This is a genomic window from Paenibacillus sp. N3/727 (assembly GCF_022637315.1).
Taxonomy (GTDB): domain Bacteria; phylum Bacillota; class Bacilli; order Paenibacillales; family Paenibacillaceae; genus Paenibacillus_AQ; species Paenibacillus_AQ uliginis.
In genome coordinates this window covers 2,637,604-2,656,445 of sequence record NZ_CP093336.1, presented here as the reverse complement: position 1 = coordinate 2,656,445, position 18,842 = coordinate 2,637,604, and the positions used below count along the sequence as shown (strand labels likewise).

Below are 18,842 nucleotides of genomic sequence, written 5' to 3'. Positions count from 1 at the left end.
TTAATCTGCATTTTACCGAATTTCTATGAACAATGGAGCTTGGGGTTTTGCCAAGACAAAAAGACACTCAGCGCGCAACAACCGTTCACTATTTATGGTAATATCATGTTGAATAAACATAACAAATGAAATGATACACTATCATTTCTGGATATATATTTGAAGGTTTGAAGGGAGAATCATTGGAGGAATGGTGAAATTAAAATGGTTCTTGATATCACTTGTTCTGATTTTATTTTCCTTTTTAATTATACAAGCATATGAAAAAGAAATTTTCAATTTGCGTCAAGTATCTACTAAGACCTATGATAGCAACAACGTGGAAATCCAAAGAGACAAATACAACTTACGGAATTTTATGTGGTCCGGAATCTTTCCTATATATGGTGGTTTTATCCCTGATCCGCACTATTTGTATTCGGAACCCGTTGATGTAACAGAATATCTTTCTTCGGTTTTCCATAATAACAATGTTAGATACCAGTTAATAGATGTGAATCCTTTTTTCGAAAACAGAACTAGCGAGAATATATTGGCTATGGAAATTAATGGTTCATCATTTGAATATAAACTGGAATTCCCACAAAATTCTACTCAAAATATTTTACAACATAATGAACCTAAAAGTGTATTTCTCTATAACGAAGATACCCTTTATTTTGTTCTGCAATATGACTGGGAAGGTAAATTTCTGATCTATGAGATCGGATACCCATTCACTGAAAATAAAAATCTGAACTATCACTTAATTGATATTGATGAGAGTTATGTTCCAGCATTCTTAAACTTTTCTCTGTCGCAAGATCAAATTGACCAATTATTAAAGCAAACATACTCTGATTTTTATCAGTTTTATACACAATATCTAAATAAGGACTACACATCGAATCAACTTCTTTTAAATGAAGATGAAAATATAAGCCTAACAGCTTATTACGGAGCAATATTAAATATTAATCGTTACAAAATGAAAGATATTACAGATGAAGAGTTTAGTTTGAAAATACATAATCAGTATGAGTTTATAACATCAATTCAAAATGTCAAAATTGCGAGTTCCCTAGGTACTGAAAAAATTGTTATAAAATTATTACATAATAATTACTATGATTTATTGTCCCTTGGTGATTCTTTTGAGACATCAGATTTTGCTATTCGTAATGAAACAAAGTATATCCTCATTGATTATGATTACATTGACAGGTTGTTAAGTTATATAGACCTGTATAGGAAACTACGAGATGATAAGACCAAATCCAACGTCTATTTCAAGGATAAGTCTCCGGTTTTGGTTGAGGTTATTACACAATTCAATAGCGAATCTACGATTGATCGATGGGGACTATCTGCGCTAATATTTCCCCCTAACTTATCTCCACAATTAGATAGAAACTTTTCGAATAGAACTGAATATGCTTTGCCAAACGATGTTTTAGATAAGGGGTATTTATTCATAATGGATTTTAATGACGGATATTCAATAAAGTTGTCCTATAATGAAGTGCAAAAGTTAGAAGATTTTTTAAAGAGTATTAAATTTAGCTCTCAAAAAAAGTAACTAATGATTAATTAAAAAATATCTGAACATTACCTCACGATGGCTATGCGACCACCCCTTCGTGAGGTAATGACATGACAGTTAGAATGCTTACCAGTATGATGACAGCTGCAATCATTCCGTCTGTCAGGCATTAAGGGTCTTGAATAATGAGTAATCAATCGCTGGCCCTTTATTCGGCAAGTTTGAGGTTTGATAGAGATTATAGAATTCGGTAAGTTTACTTATATCGGTGAGCTGAAATTCGATGAGGGTATTCTATTGCACCAAGATTGTTCTTAAGAGTTATAAAATCATCATCACTGACGACAAACCGCTTGGAGCTGACAATGGACGGGTTCATTTGAATATCACGCACAAAATCAACAATTGTGAAAGTTCTAGTAAATTGCCTATTGGAAATGCTGACTGGATCACCAATGTTCAGATTATTCTTCTGCATATAATAGATCGGAACAGCGACTTCGCCGTTGGAAACTTGAATCACCTGATTGTCTAAATTCAGTAAAAAATCAAATGATTGATTCTGCTTTACGAAGCCAATATCCATCACACTGTTCTCTTCCGCCTTTTGACTATTACCCAAGAAGACATTCGAGCCATCGATACCGAGCATCTCTACCGTCTGCTGATCCTTCACAAGAGGATTAGACGATACAAATTTCTCAATAGCGGTATCATCTATGGGCCCGGCGTGCATCTGAACAAAATGAGGCGCTTTGGATTTCGTTAACAGGTTGTTTAATGAACCGGACAATTCCATAATGACATGGGAAGCACTGGCAACAAGCAACGACGATAACATAATAAAAATAAATAATATGATTGTAATGATTTTATTTCGTTGAAAATCTATTTTTACGATTTGTAACAGCATCTGGTGCCTCTCCCTCTATCCTCAGCTGAAAGCAGCTAATGATTTTCCAAAGTTCGGATGGATCTTATTCGTGGAATAACCAACGCCAATATTACGATAAGAATGCCGGAGACGATGAATAATAAACCAATACCCCGTCCCTCGCCAGTACCGATCACCTCACCCACTGTGGAAGCAAGTATACCTCCCTCTCGTAAAAGCGGGTTAAATACATGATCCGCTAAAAAGCCAGCCATAGCATACGCGGCCACATAACCCAGCTGCGATAAAATGCCAATGATACCCCATGCCCTGCCTTGAGTTTCATTGGGGATTTTTCTGCGGATCATGACGTCAGCACTCGTGTTAATAAACGGCAGCGCCGCGAAGAACAGAAATCCAGCTCCTGCAATAAAGTAAATATTCGTGGTTAGACCTACCAGAGAAAAGAACAATCCAGCAAAGCCTAAGCCGATAGCCAGCACATGGGCATATTTGTTGTTGATACTGAAAATACCGATCATCAGGCTACCGATCAGCATTCCTGTTGCACTTACAGACAATACCGTGCCAAGCGTTTTTGAATCCGTGAGAGGTAGAAGCATAGGAGTAAATAAAGTTTGGAGAAAGCCCACATAAAAAGTAATAATAGAAAGAATGACTATAAGCTGTAACACACCCTTCGCAGAAGCAAGGACATGCCAGCCCTCCTTCAAGTCCTTTACAAAAGGCTGATGCACTTTGGTTTTATGAACTACCTGCAAGTTTCTTTTCACAGCCAAAACCGCAAGCATCGTTACTAGAAAGGTGGATATGTCTATGATTAAAATGCTTTTGATATCCATGAGGCGAAGTAAAATCCCGGCTATGACCGGGGAGAGAAGATATTTGGAGGAGGCGGCAAGCTGCACCAGACCACTGGCCTTGGCAAACTGTTCTTCTGTCAATAAATCCGTTATGGTAGCTTTGTAGGCCGGTTCCAACAGAGAAACAAATACCGAGCTGAACGTAACACCAAAGTATATTTGCCAAAGAGCAGGATCGCCAGACAGCATCGCCATTAGAATAAAGATAAGGCCGAAAGCAGAAAACAGATCACCCACAATCATCATCAATCGCCGGTCGAAACGGTCTGCCAACACCCCGCCGATGGGACTAAGTACAATAGAAGGAAGAAAGGCGCAAAGGGTTAGCAGTGCAACACTGGTGGCAGTCTGTGTCATCTGATAAACATAAATACCTAGTGCAAAAGCTGTCAAGCCGCTTCCAATGCTCGATACCCATTCCCCAGTCCATAACACTAAAAAATTGCCAAAGGATCTATTGTTTAATCTCTCCATTCTCTTCCATCCTCTCACTTTCACCCTCTACCTGTGGCAGTTGCTGAATCAATTTGGCCACATAGGAGAAGCTGCCTTTTTCTGCTCCGAGTATAATCTCCATGTTATAAATAAAAGCCTGTATTTTCTGGATGATTTCTTCAGGCTGCCAGCTGAATATCCCTTCATCGAACAGAAACTGAGAGGCGACCAGTAGAATTTCCATTGATTCTTTCGGATAAGGAGTTTGGAACAGCTTCTCCTTTATTCCCTGTTCGATTACCTCTGTCAAAACAGGCGTGAGCTTTAGAATGGTCTGAGCCAAGCTTCTTTGGTGAATTTGTGCATTCTCTGGTTGGTGGAACTGTTCAATAAGATGATCTTTTCTGTCCGTATCCGGCTTTTGCGCCATAATGATATGAAACAGCTTTTCATGAACGGTAAGTTCATTACTCATGGCAATCTGCTTCGCTGCTTCTACCCCTTCGTCGATAAATCGCATGACAACCGCATCCATGACCTCTTCTTTTGATTTAAAGTAATAGTAGAAGGTGCCTTTGGCGATACCGATAGCCTGCAACATATCATTCACTGTAGTTTTGGCATAACCTTTGCTAAAAAAGAGCATTTCAGCAGTATCTAAAATTTCATTTCTGCGTTCTTCAGGTTCCTTGAATATCCTCATGATCGTTGCCTCCATTCTATAGACTGACGGTCGGTCTAATATCATTATATTGGTATCCCAGATAATGTCAATGGATTATTTCAAATCGTACCTTAAACCGGGAGTTAATCAAGACCACCCCTTTTTCGGACAAAAAAAAGCCCGGCACCTGCAACCACAAGCGCCGGACTGTTTCGTTATGCTAACCTCTAACTATTTTAGGACTGCTGTGCCGTATTTCGTAATATTCCGTAGATTCGCTCCATATCTAAATGGCTGCGAGCCTGATCCGCCAACCGGTCAAAGGCAGCCTCCCGCTGGGCGGCAAAGTTCAATTCGCAAGGCAGAGCCGCCATCCCCTTAGCCTCGCGAAGCCCGTTCAACCAGCCTCTGCGGAAAGCATCGTTATGGAACAAGCCATGCAAATAGGTGCCCATGATGCGTCCATTCGGATGCAGCAGGCCGTCAAATCCGGCGAAATCCGCTCTATCCTTATCCATAGCTTGTAGCTCCATCAGCGGTTCGGCCGCGACATCCGCCGCCGTCGGCAATGAACGGCCCATATGAATCTCATACCCTTCCACGGAACAATCATAGAGTGGAGTGTTGCGCAGACTGGAGGCGATCACGGTCCCCCGTACCCGTTCCGTCCGCTTGTCAGCCGCGAACACCGTCTCCATCGGCAGCAGGCCCAGGCCGTCGATAACCGCGCCAGCCTCGGCTTCCGCTCCGTAAGGATCACGCAAACGTTCGCCCAACATTTGATATCCTCCGCAAATGCCAGTCACTGCCCCATCCTTCGCATAAGATACCAAGGCGTCAGCTAACCCATTCTCCTGCATCCAGTGCAAATCGGCCATCGTGCTCTTCGTCCCCGGAATAATGATTGCATCCGGCGTTCCAAGCTCTTGCGGTCGGCGAACATAGCGAATACGCACATCGCGCTCCGCCGCCAGCGGATCAATATCGGTAAAGTTCGAGATGTGGGGCAAGGCCACGACCGCAATATCCAGGTCGTTCTCCGGAAGCACCTTCCCCTTCCATTGCTCCAGAGCTACAGAATCCTCCGCTTCAATGTCCAGATCCTCGGCATACGGTAGCACGCCAAGCACCGGAATGCCGGTGCGCTCTTCGAGCCAGTCCAACCCGGGCTGAAGCAGCGTGACGTCCCCGCGGAATTTGTTAATGATGAATCCTTTAACCCGCTCCCGTTCATGCGGCTCCAGCAGTTCCAAGGTGCCGACGATAAAAGCGAATACCCCGCCGCGGTCGATGTCAGCGACGAGCAGGACGGGAGCCTCCGCCCAGGCCGCCATGTTCATATTGACGATATCGTTCTGCTTAAGATTAATTTCGGCAGGACTGCCTGCTCCCTCCATGACAACGATATCGTAGGAGTCGCGCAGTCGGTTCACCGCCTCCACCACGATCTGCTTCGCTTCAGGCAGGAAGCCAGAACGGTAATTGCGGGCGCTTAGATTTTTATAAGGCTTGCCATGCACGACGACCTGCGAGTTCATTTCTTGCATCGGCTTGAGCAGCACCGGATTCATATCCGTCGTCGCCGCAATGCCGCAAGCTTCCGCCTGCACGCCCTGCGCGCGCCCAATCTCCTTGCCATCCGGCGTCACATAGGAATTAAGCGCCATATTTTGCGACTTGAAAGGGGCTACCCGGTATCCGTCCTGCTTGAATATCCGACACAGCGCCGTTGTAACAACGCTCTTACCGACATCCGAGGCGGTTCCCTGAAGCATGATCGTCCGCCCCTGTAAGCGTCCTCCCTTCTCCTTCGCCTGTTCCGCGCCATGCACGGCGTCAGATCTCTTACTCATATCTTTCATCCTTTCCAGGTTATTAAATTTTGTATATAGTCACATCATAATCACTAAATACATCCTCTATTATTTTATAAACAATATCCCAATCTCCGTTGGCAAGACCGCATCCAATGTTATAGGGTAGTGCAACACTAAGCCCCTTTTCCTGTGCTTCATTTTTTAATGATACCAAAGCTTTTTGTAATGCCTCATAATCTGTATAGATGACCTTCTGCCTTCCGTAATTTAGTTGACCAAATAAGTTTGCCACATATTTAAGCCCTGTTTTAACCATATGACACTTCCCTAGTAAATCATGAGGTGCAACATTATTGCAAAATTGCTTATAAGAAGGAAAAAGATCGGAGTATGAGGCTCTTAATGACTTTGCAATCCCTGATCCCATAACACCTTGGCAATTCACTTGATGAGCCATAATATCTTCCGCTGCATCCAGTAAACTTCCTTCGACTATTTTTATCATATGTATCCTTCCTTTCTTCATAAAACTTCCCCCTACTATTTAATCATATCTAATCCCCTTCTCAAAGAGTTGGAAAGAGTTCGATTAACTACGCGCTTTCATAGATATACAAATAAATCCAAGAGCAAAGTTCTCTTATATGGTATAATCTACTAATGTGGTAGTATACAAAATTCCACACATCATAGAATCGAGAGGGGAAAGATTTTTCATGCAAGACAATAAACATTGGAGCAAATTTAGGCGTTGGGCTGGAGCTGGGGCGCTGAGCTTAACAATCCTGTTAGGTCACGTATTCCCAATTCATGCCGACACACCTGCTGCAGTTCCTGACATCAGTCGTTGGTCCATCTCTACGCTGAACGAAGGCGAGAAGTACGGAATTTATCCGATGGAATGGTATTACGACGGAACTTTCAAAAAGTCCATTACTGCCAATAAATTCAATTCCTTGATGGATGCAACTGCGAAGAAGCTGGATCTGCTCGGACTCAAGAAAAAAGAGGCTTCCTTGTCCTTTACGACAGGTGAAGTGATCACAAGAGAAACTGTAATTACCTCGTTACACAAGCTGCTAGCCAATTACGAACTGCCGGAATCTTTCGGGGTAACTGGGGTTGAACCAATTGACTATATGCAGCAAAAAGGCATCGTTAAAGGAACTAAAGCTGGTCTTCAATTGGATCAACCTTCTACGGTTGAACAAGCAGCTGTAATGGCAAGCAGAATGGTTGAGTATACATACGATATAACCGATGGCGGAGCCAAAGGTCTCATGTGGAAAGTAACTAACGACAAAAACACATTGTATCTGCTAGGATCGGTTCACTTGGGCATCACCGATATGTACCCGATGCAGAAAAGTATCCGTGATGCATTTAAAGCGTCAGACGATCTGTGGGTCGAACTTGATCTTGTAGGCGGGGATATGAGTTATTTTCAAGAAAAAATGGTATACAGTGACGGCACTACATTGAAGGACCATGTAGCCGCTGCAACTTACGAGAAGCTGCAAAAAGTGCTTACAAAGCTAGAAGTACCAGCAAATGCTTTCGATGGTTACAAGCCATTTGCCGTTTCGAGCAGTCTCTCAACGTTCGCTTACTTCGATAACCCAACCGACATCGGGATTGCCAATGCTACCGGTATCGATCGTCACTTCCTCACTAGTGCGATGCTGATGGGCAAGCCGATTCACGAACTGGAAGGCATCAAATTGCAGGCGGACCTGTTTGCAGATGTACCTGATAAGCAACAAGAGAAAGAATTAAATGCCATGCTTGATACATTTTTATCCGAATCCGGGACAGATGAAGTTGCTAAACATTTAAAACAAATGCAGCTTGATTGGATTGAAGGCGATGTGGAAGGCCTGAGAAAAACCCTGACAGCAGATGGACAATTTACTGAAAATGAAGCAAATCAGCGCCTGATCGGTGAGCGGGACAAAAATATGGCACTTAAGCTGGCAGAATTGTTAGAGAAAAAAGGAGAAAATACCTCCTTTGTTGTCGTAGGCGCGGCACACTATGTGATGGAAGGCATGGTTGTCGACCTGTTGAAAGAAAAAGGCTATAAGGTTGAATTGGTTCAAAAATAGGGTTCTTTTAAAAGGAAAGGAAGCATCTCTAAGATGGCGCTGGAATAATCGCGATGAGATGCTTCTTTTTTACATGTTCTATAATTCTAAATATTATTTTTCGTATTAGGAAAGGAACTACAATGAAATTAGCCTATGAAATCGTCAAACGAAGCATCCTTTCACCATTGGAGATGGAACAGGTCAAATCACTAGAGGAAGTATGCAACTCGCATGATCAGATCGTACTGAAATTGAACTGGAATATGCTAAGAAGTAGAGAGGGTACCGAGATCACTGACTTGTTAGCGTATGTAGATGGGAGGCTCGTAGGCTTTCTCGGACTATATATGATCGAGGCAAAAGAAATCGAGTTAAGCGGCATGGTACATCCAGAGTACCGGAGACAGGGAATTTTCCGGGAAATGTTTAGGCAAGCGAAGGAAGAAGCTGTACGAAAACAATTGGACACAATCTTGATCATTAACCCAGGATCTTCTGAATCTGGAAAGGCATTCAGCGAAGCTTTATTCGCTAGATATAAAATCTCCGAATATTATATGGAGAGACAGCATGAATACGAGGATAAACAACCATCCACAATTCAGTTGAAACTACGCCTGGCTACGATAGATGATTTGGCAGAGTTGATTCGATTCGATCAAGAAGGCTTCTCTTCCTCGCCTGAGGATGCAGAGCAGTATGAAAAAAAGGCATTAGCGACAGAGAAAGTGACTATTCTTATGGCAGAAATTAAGGAAAAACCGGTAGGAAAAATACTTTTGAGAGAAAATGAGACAGAGATATTCTTTTATGGATTTGTCGTTTCAAAAGAATTACGAGGGAAGGGTTACGGACGTAAGATTTTGAACGATTCCATCACCTACGCAAAAACAATTTTGCAAAAGGAAAAGCAAGCTCTTGAAGTCGCAGCTACAAACGCTGGTGCGCTGTATTTGTATCAGTCATGTGGGTTTGTTTCGATTCGACAAGATGATTATTATGAATTACGAATTGATATCTCCGAAAGGGTTGATCTGGAAAAACTGCAATCAGGCAACTAATGAAACTTTACTATTTGATACTTATTTTATCGCCTTGTCCCTTTCAAAGGGGCCAGGCGATTTTTATTATGCAAGGCAAGGTTTGGCATCATTGACCTAAGATGCGATATTGTCGATAATATAAGGGATATTCCATATTTCGATAATGGTTCAAAGTAATGATTTCGGAAGTGGCTCAGCGTGCGAAATTGAGTTCACTATCTTCAAGAGATTGGAGCAATATAATGAAATATCAGAATTTAGAACAATGCATCATCGATCTGGAAAAGCATGGGCATTTAATTCGTATACATGAAGAGGTTGACCCTAATCTTGAAATGGCTGCCATACATATGAAGGTGTATGAGGCAGGCGGCCCCGCATTGTTATTTGAAAATGTGAAAGGTTCGAACTTTCGTGCGGTATCCAATCTTTTCGGAACGATCGAGCGCAGCAAGTTTATTTTTCGGGATACGTTTGAGTCGACACAAAACGTAATCGCTTTGCGCAACGATCCTGTTAAAGCTCTCAAGAATCCTTTTAAATACGTCGGTACAGGGTTATCAGCAAGAACGGCTTTACCTATCAAAAAAAGTAGCGGCTTACCTTCTGATTTCCAGGAAATCCAAATATCCGATCTCCCGCTTATCAAGCACTGGAAAGAAGATGGCGGTGCTTTTGTCACTTTGCCTCAGGTGTATTCGGAAGATCCGGAAAAGCCGGGAATTATGAATTCCAATCTAGGGATGTACCGCGTACAGCTCAGTGGCAACGAATATGAAATGAACAAAGAAGTGGGAATCCATTACCAAATACATCGGGGCATTGGCGTCCATCAGGACAAAGCGAATAAGCTGGGTCAGCCTCTTAAAGTGAGTTGTTTTATAGGTGGTCCCCCTGCTCATACGATATCAGCTATTATGCCCTTGCCTGAGGGTATGAGTGAACTTACCTTCGCGGGCTTACTTTCAGGGCGTCATTTCCGATACAGTTACGTCGATGGTTATTGTATTAGTCATGATGCGGATTTTGTTATAACAGGAGAAATCCACCCTGGCGAGACCAAGCCTGAGGGTCCATTCGGTGATCATTTGGGCTATTACAGCCTTATTCATCCTTTTCCAGTCATGAGGGTGCATAAAGTGTATGCCAGACAAAATGCGATCTATCCGTTTACTGTCGTTGGCCGGCCGCCGCAAGAAGATACTTCCTTCGGTGAATTAATTCATGAGCTGACAGGTGGAGCAATTAGACAAGAGATCCCGGGGGTAAAAGAGGTTCATGCCGTCGATGCTGCGGGCGTACACCCATTGCTCTTCGCCATCGGAAGTGAGCGTTATACCCCTTATCAACAAGTGAAACAACCGGCTGAGCTTCTAACGATTGCCAATCGAATATTAGGAACGGGGCAACTGAGTTTAGCGAAGTATTTATTCATTACGGCTGAAGAGAAACAGGCCATCAGTACGCATCATATTGAGAATTTTTTGGCCTATATTTTGGAACGTATCGATCTGCACCGGGACATTCATTTTCAGACCAACACGACGATCGACACCCTCGATTATTCAGGAACCGGATTGAACACCGGCAGCAAAGTTGTATTCGCCGCTGTTGGGGATAAAAAAAGAGACTTGTGTACAGAGGTGCCTGACACCTTGAAGGATATGCGTGGGTTTGATCCTGCCAAAATGGTGATGCCAGGCATTGTCGCCATCCAAGGACCTGCATTTAAGAGTTACGCCGAGGCGCAGCAGGAAATAAACGATCTAAGTGATGCGATTCGAGAAAAGGGTCCTCTCTCCTCTTGTCCGATGATCATCCTATGTGATGATAGCGACTTTATGAGTGACACGATCAACAATTTTCTCTGGGCTACCTTCACTCGCAGCAACCCTTCCCATGATATTCACGGTGTGAATAGTTACGTAGAGAACAAGCATTGGCGCTGCGATAATGTAATTATCGACGCCCGTAAGAAACCACATCAAGCACCACCTTTAATACCTGATCCAACCGTTGAAAACAACATCCAACGTTTTTTTTCAAAAGGTGGTAGTTTAAGCGGTATTCAGAAATCGTAAGTGGCGTATCATGATTGGGGGAAAATGCAACTTCCCCCGACGCTTTCACAAGATACACAAAAACACGATCCGATGGGTCGTGTTTTTGTGTTTGGGTAAGCCTATAAAGGAACTAACCACAGTGCACTTCTGTCAAGATAGTAGACAAAGATTTTTTCCTGGCGGAACAATTGGGAGGAGCTGGCGACATTTTTTAAGTTTCCACCCGAAGTCGCAAGCTTATCTATCGGGTTGGCCACCACTTACGCTAATTTACTCCGATTCCCCCTCGGGGGAATTCCTTGGTAAAGAGTTTACACAAAATTATTGACAGCCTCAGTTTGAAGGACCGCTCAAAATTCTATCGAACAGCTTTTTAAATACTCGCTTTTAAAACAATCATCATATTTATCTCGCACTTTTTTAACTTTTTTACTAAGTTCTTTATATTATCTTCGTTTATTAAGCCAGTTATTGAATATTTCAGTAATATGTTCTTTATTATTTCTGCAATTTGATATATTTCCTTCATTTTCAAAACAATAATATCATTAGGGTTTATGTATTCTAAGTATTTAGAAAATAAATACCTTGATCCTATTATTATTGCTAAAGCATGATCCACTCTATTTAAAATATGATTATTAATATTCTCCCCCAGTATAGAAGATAACCAGTCATAAAAATGATATGAATCACTATAACTCCGAATCCATTCTTCATACTTCCGTTGGATTCTATTAACATGTAAAATTGATTGATCGAAATCGTAATAATCTATGTTAATTGGAAAATCTGAATGCTCCAAAGACTTAATTAGTATTTCATCCTTAAATTTCCCATTGATATCGGGGTCAAGATCGATGAAATGGTAGTATCTATCGTTTTCTGAAATTTCTAATGAATTAATTATAAAAGAATGAAAATTATGTTTAGTTAAATAAAATGCACGATGTGAAAAATAAAATTGATCCAGCCATATGAAAACAACTTTTTCTTTTGCGATTAAATTTACAAGCACACTCTCTATCTCACTTAGATTATTAACAGTAATAAAATTTTCCCTAACCCCAATTAATTCCAAGTCTTCAGGAATCAACAGATTTGTTTTGTATTGATATCTTGATTTTCTCTGAGTAATAATTTGATCAAAAATCTTATCAGAACTCTCCATAGCATTATAGAAAAGCAGTTCAATTGGAGCATTAATGGAACTCAAATAACTAATAACCTGCATTGTTCTACAATTTAAATATAATGATCTATTGTAGGAAGTAATCTGCATAATTAAAATACCTCTCATTATTTTATTGCATTGAAATCCTTGTAAAAATTATTATCTCTTTTTCAAAAAATATAATAAAGTTACTGATTTCTTTGTTCATGATGAGTTCAATTTTTATGTTACACAAACTATTTTACGTCATCAAAAATATTTTGACGAAAAACTGTTTATATAGTGAACAACGTTAAAATAATAATGCAGAATTGAAACACTAATGAGAAGAAGAAAAAGATTTGATCATAGCCAATTAGTTATTCTCCCACACCAATATGTATATTATTGAAATAATCTGGTAGCGTAACTTGAAAGCCCAACCTCAGCAAGTAAGGAAAAACAGTTTATCTAAGATCATGGTTTCGATCTTCGAGGGGAGAAGTTTTATCACAAATAAATATAAAAATATTTATACGTCGTTATTCATGAACTATATTCGGTTCATCAAGACCAAAACTCGAATCGAAACCAATAACATATCCGTCAGGGTCCTTAATAGAAAATTCTTTCCATGCTCCCCTCTCATATTCGACCTCATTTAATTTTTTCAAGAAACAAGCGCCTTTATCCTTAAAATCATCGTACAAAGTATTTAATATATTGAAGGAATTAACATAAACATAAGTATTGCATGCGCTTTCAAAAGGTCGAACCTCTTTTGAGTCATTCGCTTGAATTAATTTATAGACTAAGCCAAAATCATGACTAATTGCCCATGATCGATCTACAGAAAACCCCAATACATTTTGATAATAAGATTTTGACTTATCTAAATCAGAAACCATCAATATCGTCACGCTATTTCCGAATCTTCCTTTTAATATTTTGCTCATCATTTTCTCCAATAATTAAATTTATTTCAAAAAAAATAATATTCCAAATATTCAATCACAATTTACCATGAATGCGATTACAATAACAAGTAGTAAATTTTAATTAGTGCAGAGTGCATCCATCTTCTAATAGTAATTAATTTTTTGAAGGCAATATTATTAGACAAAGCAATTTCTTTAGAATCATAAGAATAGTTCCATATAATAGATAATTGTTGTGAAAATAAGAAGCATCGAGATCAATGATTAATGTATTAAATATCATGTGATTCATTATATTAGTCATTTTCCCATTATCAGCATGTAAAACACCAATCATTTCGTATTTCTGGTGCTGTTTCTGGTAATCCAAGAAGGAGTATTGGCTGCCGCGATCCGAATGGTGGATCAGCCACTTATCCGGATGCGGACGTCCATAAGCTTGCTTTAAAGCCTGTATAACAAGCTCTTTGGTTATCCATTCACTCATGTGCCAGCCGACGATTTTGCGAGAGTATAGGTCCATTACTTTCACCAAATAGAGCCAGCCTTCACTCGTAGAAATATAGGTAATGTCGGTTACCCATTTCTCATTCGGCTTGCTTGTGGTAAATTCCCGGTTTAGCACACTCTCCTGAACCGGCAGAGAGTGCTTGGAGTTGGTTATCGCTCTGTATTTCTTAACCGTCTTCGATCGGATTCCATTCTCTTTCATGATTCGTGTAACAGTACGTTCTGAGATCGATATGCCTCTTTTTAGATTTCGTTCTCTCCTGGAGATCACGAATAAGGTATTGGCATTAATCTTTAATTCGCGACCAATCTCCGCTACCGATTTCCCACTCTCCTTAATGTATTTACCGTCTGCTTTTTGTACGTCTGTGTCTGTCTACTATTCAGTCTAACTGTAAAGAGCTCGTTTCACGCAGACGAGGTTTGAAGACAAATTTTCTTGTTTTATGTTTTATTACCATATTTCTCCTCTAACAAGGTACCCTAAAATAAGACCAATAACCCAGAACAACAGTACTCTTCTGTTTTTCTCTGTCTTTTCACTGACTACAACATCAATGAAGTAAACTAACAGCAGCATAACAATTCGGAGAATCACTTGAACAAATGGAAAGGCAAGTCCACATAACAAAGCTAAAATCTGAATAAGCCAAACTAATTGTTTACTCATAACAAAGCACCTCAGGTTTTATTTTCCCCTACTTACATAGATCTAAGATGATTTTGACACTCCCCCCCCTAAAGGGGCAAGTCTGCTGACGCAGTTGGGATTCTTGAGTAGTTAACGCCCTCAATCCATTTCTGTTTTGGGCAACTCTCAAGTTTAGGGCGTGTCATCGCCCCAACGATATCAGAATGATTCTCGAATCCACATGGGCACTTGTATCTTCTATCTTGTGCCTTGTTTCTTTCCGGACATTTTGGACATGATTGACTCGTATTTGCAGGATTAACGTACTCTACTTTGATCCCCACCAAGTTTGCTTTGTATTCTATGAAGGTCGATAGACGATGGAAAGACCATGTATGTAGATTCTTTTCGTTTTTACGACTTGTTCTTGTCGTCTGCCTTATCTTCGTTAGTTGCTCTAAGCGTATGACAGAAATCTTATTCTCAACTGCAAAATTTACGATTTCGCGACTGATCTTGTGGTCTTTGTCTTTCATCCATCGTTGTTCTTTATCGTCTAAATTGCGAATAGCATTCACTTTCTTTTGTTTCCCAAGTATTTTACGAACACTACGAAACTTCCGTTTCATATATTTGTTTTCTCGTTCTTGTACCCGTTTTTTCAGTTGTCGGTATCGTGACAGATATTTGCGCTACCCACTTACCTGAGTTTTGTGTGATACGGAGCGTACCAAGTTTATGCTTTAATAAATCAAAACTCCGACACGATTGGATTTACCTTCTACCATAAGTGGAATAGAAATGTGCGTGAAATCAAAAGAATAGTTTTGGTTGTTCCATACACAAACTGGTTTCTTTAGAATCGGAACGATCGTGTATTTACTTCTCTTTACTTTGGTGGAAAATACACTTTTCGCATCTTTAATCGCTTGATTTTTTACCGCACTAGGTAGATTAGCAGGAACGTCTTTCGTCGTCTTTTTCGTGCTTCTCTTTTCTTCAACCATCTCAGCTACGAGCATATTCACGACCCCAATGTACTCGTTACTACTTTGTTTCAATCGTTGGATTTGTTCTGTTGTGGGAAGTAGCTTTACCTTAACTGTTATGGCCTGTGCCATATACGTCACCCCCTTGTCTTTTGTTCTTCAACATAACGCTTAATCATCTCGCTTGATACATTTCCAGCAGTAGAAACAAAATATGAACGTGTCCACAAACTCGGCAAATGCAAGAGGTGTGGAAACTCTTCACGTAGCTTTCTAGAGGTGCGCCCTTTCACTTTCGCCATAATATCGGCAGGACTTAATGCTGGTAGTGCACTGAGGAACATGTGAGTGTGGTCTTTATCGCACTCAAGGGCGACAATCTCAATTTTTAGTTCCGCACACACTTCATGTACTAATTCTTTGAAGCGTTGCTCCACCTCTGCTTTGAGAAAAATCTTTCTTCTGTATCGTGGGCAGAACACAAAATGATAATTCAGTAGAGATACGGTTGTGTTGGTTCTTCTGTATTCGTTCATGTCTATACAGTATCAATTGAAAAGATATACTGCAACAGAGAAAGGGCATAGACTTTTCGGATACTTGAAGCACCACAAACCTTTCGGCTAGTGGCACTCCGTATCCGACAACACTTTCATCCCACACCTAAAGAAGTGGGCTTTACCGTTCAGGAAATGCTGTAATATACCAAAAAATAGACGGCCGTGCTACTAAATATTAACATATTTACCCATCGGTTAATCCGCACCCATTCCTTGCTTTCCTCCCAGACGTGCCGGGTCATCATTTATTTTCACAACCTTCACTTTTGAGCCGAGTGATCCCGTATTTACGAAAATAATCCCTATAATCGTAGCCACAGCTCCGGCTGCCATGAACCAAGATACGGCTTCGTTATACAGAATGTTTCCTATTATCATCGCAATCACTGGAGAGATATAGAGCCAAGTAGAGGGGAACAGTGGATTCGTTTTGGCTACGAGCCAATAAAAAATAGTATGTCCCACCATCGAACCTATCACGATTAAGTACAGGAGGGAAAAGGCAGCTTCTGGTGTGAGCATCGACTCTATGTGAACACGCTCAGTAAATAAAGACAGTATAAGCAGCATGACGCCTCCGCATAACATCTGAGCCGCATTTAAAGCAATGGGTGAAGTGTTGGCAAAGCGGCGTATGACTTGTTTGGAATACAAAGCTCCGCCCGAATAAAATAATTGTCCGATCAGAATTGCCATACACCCTAGCAACCAAAACAAACCAGACTTTATAGAGAGCTGCGGCAACACTAATACAATCACACCTGCTAAGCCGATCAAGCAGCCAAGTATCTTTTTGCCCGCTACCCGCTCGTGATAGACGACCGCCTGCAACATAATAATGATGATCGGTGCGGTCGCCGAAAGAATCGCGGCTGTCCCTGAGCTTACGTATTGCTCCGCCCAGTACAACATCGAAAACGTACCGAATGTGAGACCAAGACCTGTGAGCCACATTTCTTTATGCAGTAGCAAAGAAAAGTTCGCTCTTTTCTTCCAGGTCATCCACATCAAAATCAGCAGACCTGCAAGAACAAATCGAACTCCTGCCGAGAAAAAAGGAGGTGCCCCCGCATCAACCCCTACCTTAATCGCCAAAAAAGTCGTTCCAAACACGATGCACATTATTACATAATTAATTAGAACCATTGTAACGCCTCCTTGTCACCATTATAATGAGACGAGAATAGAACAGTTTGTTCGGAACAGAACAGATAATATAGGTTGGAAAAGGAGGCGTCCGGCTATGGATCCAACTAGCTTATCCCGCTCACATGGCAAGCCGCTGTTCAAGCAAGTGTACGACTACATCTGGAATCGAATTCAGCGCGCAGAGTGGACAGAACATGATAAGCTCCCCTCGGTACGCGTGCTTGCAGAAGAGCTGAATGTCAACCGCTTGACTGTATTCAAAGCCTATCAACAACTTAAAGATGAGAAGAAAATCTATGTAAAAGATAAATCCGGCTACTATGTTCATCCAGGCATATCTATGCCCTTCGATGATTTGGATTATCCAATCGTGTCCTCCTACGTGCAGAAAAGTCACCTGTCGGAAATACATCGAGTGCCTGCTGCCTATCAGTTTTCCTATGCGTTGATAGACCCCTATCTCATGCCAAATCGCTACTTCTCCGAATACGTGAAAGAAATCTTTGATCTATATCCTACGGTACTCAGCACGTACTCGACGATCCAGGGAGATGAGGAACTTCGAGAATCTCTTGCCCTTTTTTTCACAAATAAGCATCGACTGCACATATCTCAAGATGACATCTTGATCACTTCAGGTTCCCAACAAGCTATCGATTTATTAGCACGGATGCTAGTGCAACCTATGGATACCGTTCTGCTGGAGCGGCCAACTTACAGCGCCGCGATCGATATTTTCCGTCAACAAGGCGCCCGGATTATTCCTGTCGATATACATCCTTATGGTTATGACTTGGAACAGGTCGAATTGTATATGAAGCAATACAAGCCACGGTTGTTCTATCTCAATCCAACCTTCCACAATCCGACGGGCTACATCGTTCCGACAGAGCAGCGGAAGCATCTGGTAGAGCTTGCCGAACGGTACCACTGTTTTCTCATAGAGGATGACCCATTTCGTGATATTTATTTTGATCAGGAGCCTCCGCCCCCTCTATTTGCGTATAGTACAGAAGGCTATGTCGTCTATATTCGCAGCTTTAGCAAATACGTTGCACCCGGACTCCGGATTGCCGCTGTCTGCTGTCGACCTTCATTGATGAAACATCTCTTTACAGTCAAGTCACTGGCGGACAATGGCACCCCTCTGCTCAATCAGAAAATGTTCCTGCACTACTTCAAGTCGAAGCGCCTGCAGCAGCATATTATGAAGCTCCAAACCGCGTTAAGCGTTCGCAAATCTATTATGGAGAAAGAACTCTCCCGTACTAACTGGACATGGGACAGCCCAACGGGGGGACTTAACTTGTGGGTTCAATTGCCCGATTCTATTGCTATGGATATGCTCCTTGCCAAGAGCCTCGAACAGTCCATATCATTTGTTCCCGGCACCATCTGTGATCCATCCAAAGAAGCAACATCTTGGATTCGCTTAAGCTATTCCTATATCAATGAACAACAGCTAAGCACCGGGATGAAGATGCTAATTCGCTTGTCAGAGCAGTTACTGGAGACCTAACCAT

At 41.3% G+C, this 18,842-nt stretch carries 16 protein-coding genes and 1 pseudogene; 5 read left to right on the top strand and 12 right to left on the bottom strand.

Annotated elements, in window-relative coordinates; all coding sequences use genetic code 11:
- Window positions 1–190 precede the first annotated feature (190 nt).
- Window positions 191–1,558, top strand: a complete 1,368-nt coding sequence (locus tag MNQ98_RS12050; protein WP_241933380.1) for a hypothetical protein — start codon at window positions 191–193, stop codon at window positions 1,556–1,558.
- A 220-nt stretch (window positions 1,559–1,778) separates the two neighbouring features.
- Here MNQ98_RS12050 and MNQ98_RS12045 read toward each other — a convergent pair whose 3' ends face one another.
- From MNQ98_RS12045 to MNQ98_RS12025, 5 genes are all read right to left on the bottom strand, one after another.
- On the bottom strand, window positions 1,779–2,435 hold the full coding sequence (locus MNQ98_RS12045; protein ID WP_241933379.1) for a hypothetical protein: 657 nt from the start codon (window positions 2,433–2,435) through the stop codon (window positions 1,779–1,781).
- A gap of 35 nt (window positions 2,436–2,470) precedes the next feature.
- On the bottom strand, window positions 2,471–3,754 hold the full coding sequence (locus MNQ98_RS12040; protein WP_241933378.1) for an MFS transporter: 1,284 nt from the start codon (window positions 3,752–3,754) through the stop codon (window positions 2,471–2,473).
- Window positions 3,735–4,418: a TetR/AcrR family transcriptional regulator gene (locus MNQ98_RS12035; RefSeq protein ID WP_241933377.1), complete on the bottom strand. Its 684-nt coding sequence runs from the start codon at window positions 4,416–4,418 to the stop codon at window positions 3,735–3,737. Before MNQ98_RS12035 ends, MNQ98_RS12040 begins: the two co-directional genes overlap by 20 nt.
- A 197-nt stretch (window positions 4,419–4,615) precedes the next feature.
- Window positions 4,616–6,232 (bottom strand): cobyric acid synthase, encoded by a 1,617-nt coding sequence (locus tag MNQ98_RS12030; RefSeq protein ID WP_241933376.1) that lies wholly within the window; start codon window positions 6,230–6,232, stop codon window positions 4,616–4,618.
- A 22-nt stretch (window positions 6,233–6,254) separates the two neighbouring features.
- Complete coding sequence (locus MNQ98_RS12025; RefSeq protein ID WP_241933375.1) at window positions 6,255–6,722, bottom strand: macro domain-containing protein; 468 nt, start codon at window positions 6,720–6,722, stop codon at window positions 6,255–6,257.
- A gap of 190 nt (window positions 6,723–6,912) precedes the next feature.
- On the opposite strand from MNQ98_RS12025, the gene MNQ98_RS12020 reads away from it, so the two are divergent.
- The 3 genes from MNQ98_RS12020 to MNQ98_RS12010 all read left to right on the top strand — a co-directional run bounded on the left by MNQ98_RS12020 (window position 6,913) and on the right by MNQ98_RS12010 (window position 11,407).
- The gene (locus MNQ98_RS12020; protein ID WP_241933374.1) at window positions 6,913–8,301 is read left to right on the top strand and encodes a TraB/GumN family protein; all 1,389 of its coding nucleotides are present in this window, start codon (window positions 6,913–6,915) and stop codon (window positions 8,299–8,301) included.
- A gap of 122 nt (window positions 8,302–8,423) precedes the next feature.
- On the top strand, window positions 8,424–9,344 hold the full coding sequence (locus MNQ98_RS12015; protein WP_241933373.1) for a GNAT family N-acetyltransferase: 921 nt from the start codon (window positions 8,424–8,426) through the stop codon (window positions 9,342–9,344).
- Between the two features lie 224 nt (window positions 9,345–9,568).
- Window positions 9,569–11,407 carry a UbiD family decarboxylase gene (locus tag MNQ98_RS12010; RefSeq protein WP_241933372.1) on the top strand — a complete coding sequence of 613 codons (1,839 nt, stop codon included), beginning with the start codon at window positions 9,569–9,571 and terminating at the stop codon, window positions 11,405–11,407.
- Window positions 11,408–11,762: 355 nt separating this feature from the next.
- Here the strand turns inward: MNQ98_RS12010 and MNQ98_RS12005 are convergent, their stop codons facing one another.
- From MNQ98_RS12005 to MNQ98_RS11975, 7 genes and pseudogenes are all read right to left on the bottom strand, one after another.
- Window positions 11,763–12,671, bottom strand: coding sequence for a hypothetical protein (locus MNQ98_RS12005; RefSeq protein WP_241933371.1), 909 nt, complete (start codon window positions 12,669–12,671; stop codon window positions 11,763–11,765).
- 413 nt (window positions 12,672–13,084) lie between these two features.
- Window positions 13,085–13,498: a VOC family protein gene (locus tag MNQ98_RS12000; RefSeq protein WP_241933370.1), complete on the bottom strand. Its 414-nt coding sequence runs from the start codon at window positions 13,496–13,498 to the stop codon at window positions 13,085–13,087.
- 136 nt (window positions 13,499–13,634) lie between these two features.
- Window positions 13,635–14,192: a DDE-type integrase/transposase/recombinase gene (locus tag MNQ98_RS11995; RefSeq protein ID WP_241933369.1), complete on the bottom strand. Its 558-nt coding sequence runs from the start codon at window positions 14,190–14,192 to the stop codon at window positions 13,635–13,637.
- Between the two features lie 252 nt (window positions 14,193–14,444).
- The gene (locus tag MNQ98_RS11990) at window positions 14,445–14,660 is read right to left on the bottom strand and encodes a hypothetical protein (protein WP_241933368.1); all 216 of its coding nucleotides are present in this window, start codon (window positions 14,658–14,660) and stop codon (window positions 14,445–14,447) included.
- 68 nt (window positions 14,661–14,728) lie between these two features.
- Window positions 14,729–15,742, bottom strand: a pseudogene (locus tag MNQ98_RS11985) (RNA-guided endonuclease InsQ/TnpB family protein).
- A gap of 5 nt (window positions 15,743–15,747) precedes the next feature.
- Window positions 15,748–16,146, bottom strand: a complete 399-nt coding sequence (gene tnpA, locus MNQ98_RS11980; RefSeq protein ID WP_241933367.1) for an IS200/IS605 family transposase — start codon at window positions 16,144–16,146, stop codon at window positions 15,748–15,750.
- A 219-nt stretch (window positions 16,147–16,365) separates the two neighbouring features.
- Window positions 16,366–17,316, bottom strand: a complete 951-nt coding sequence (locus MNQ98_RS11975; protein WP_241933366.1) for a DMT family transporter — start codon at window positions 17,314–17,316, stop codon at window positions 16,366–16,368.
- 97 nt (window positions 17,317–17,413) lie between these two features.
- Between MNQ98_RS11975 and MNQ98_RS11970 the strand changes: the two genes are divergently transcribed.
- A complete protein-coding gene (locus MNQ98_RS11970) occupies window positions 17,414–18,838 on the top strand; it encodes an aminotransferase-like domain-containing protein (protein ID WP_241933365.1) in 1,425 nt (474 codons plus the stop codon).
- Window positions 18,839–18,842 lie beyond the last annotated feature (4 nt).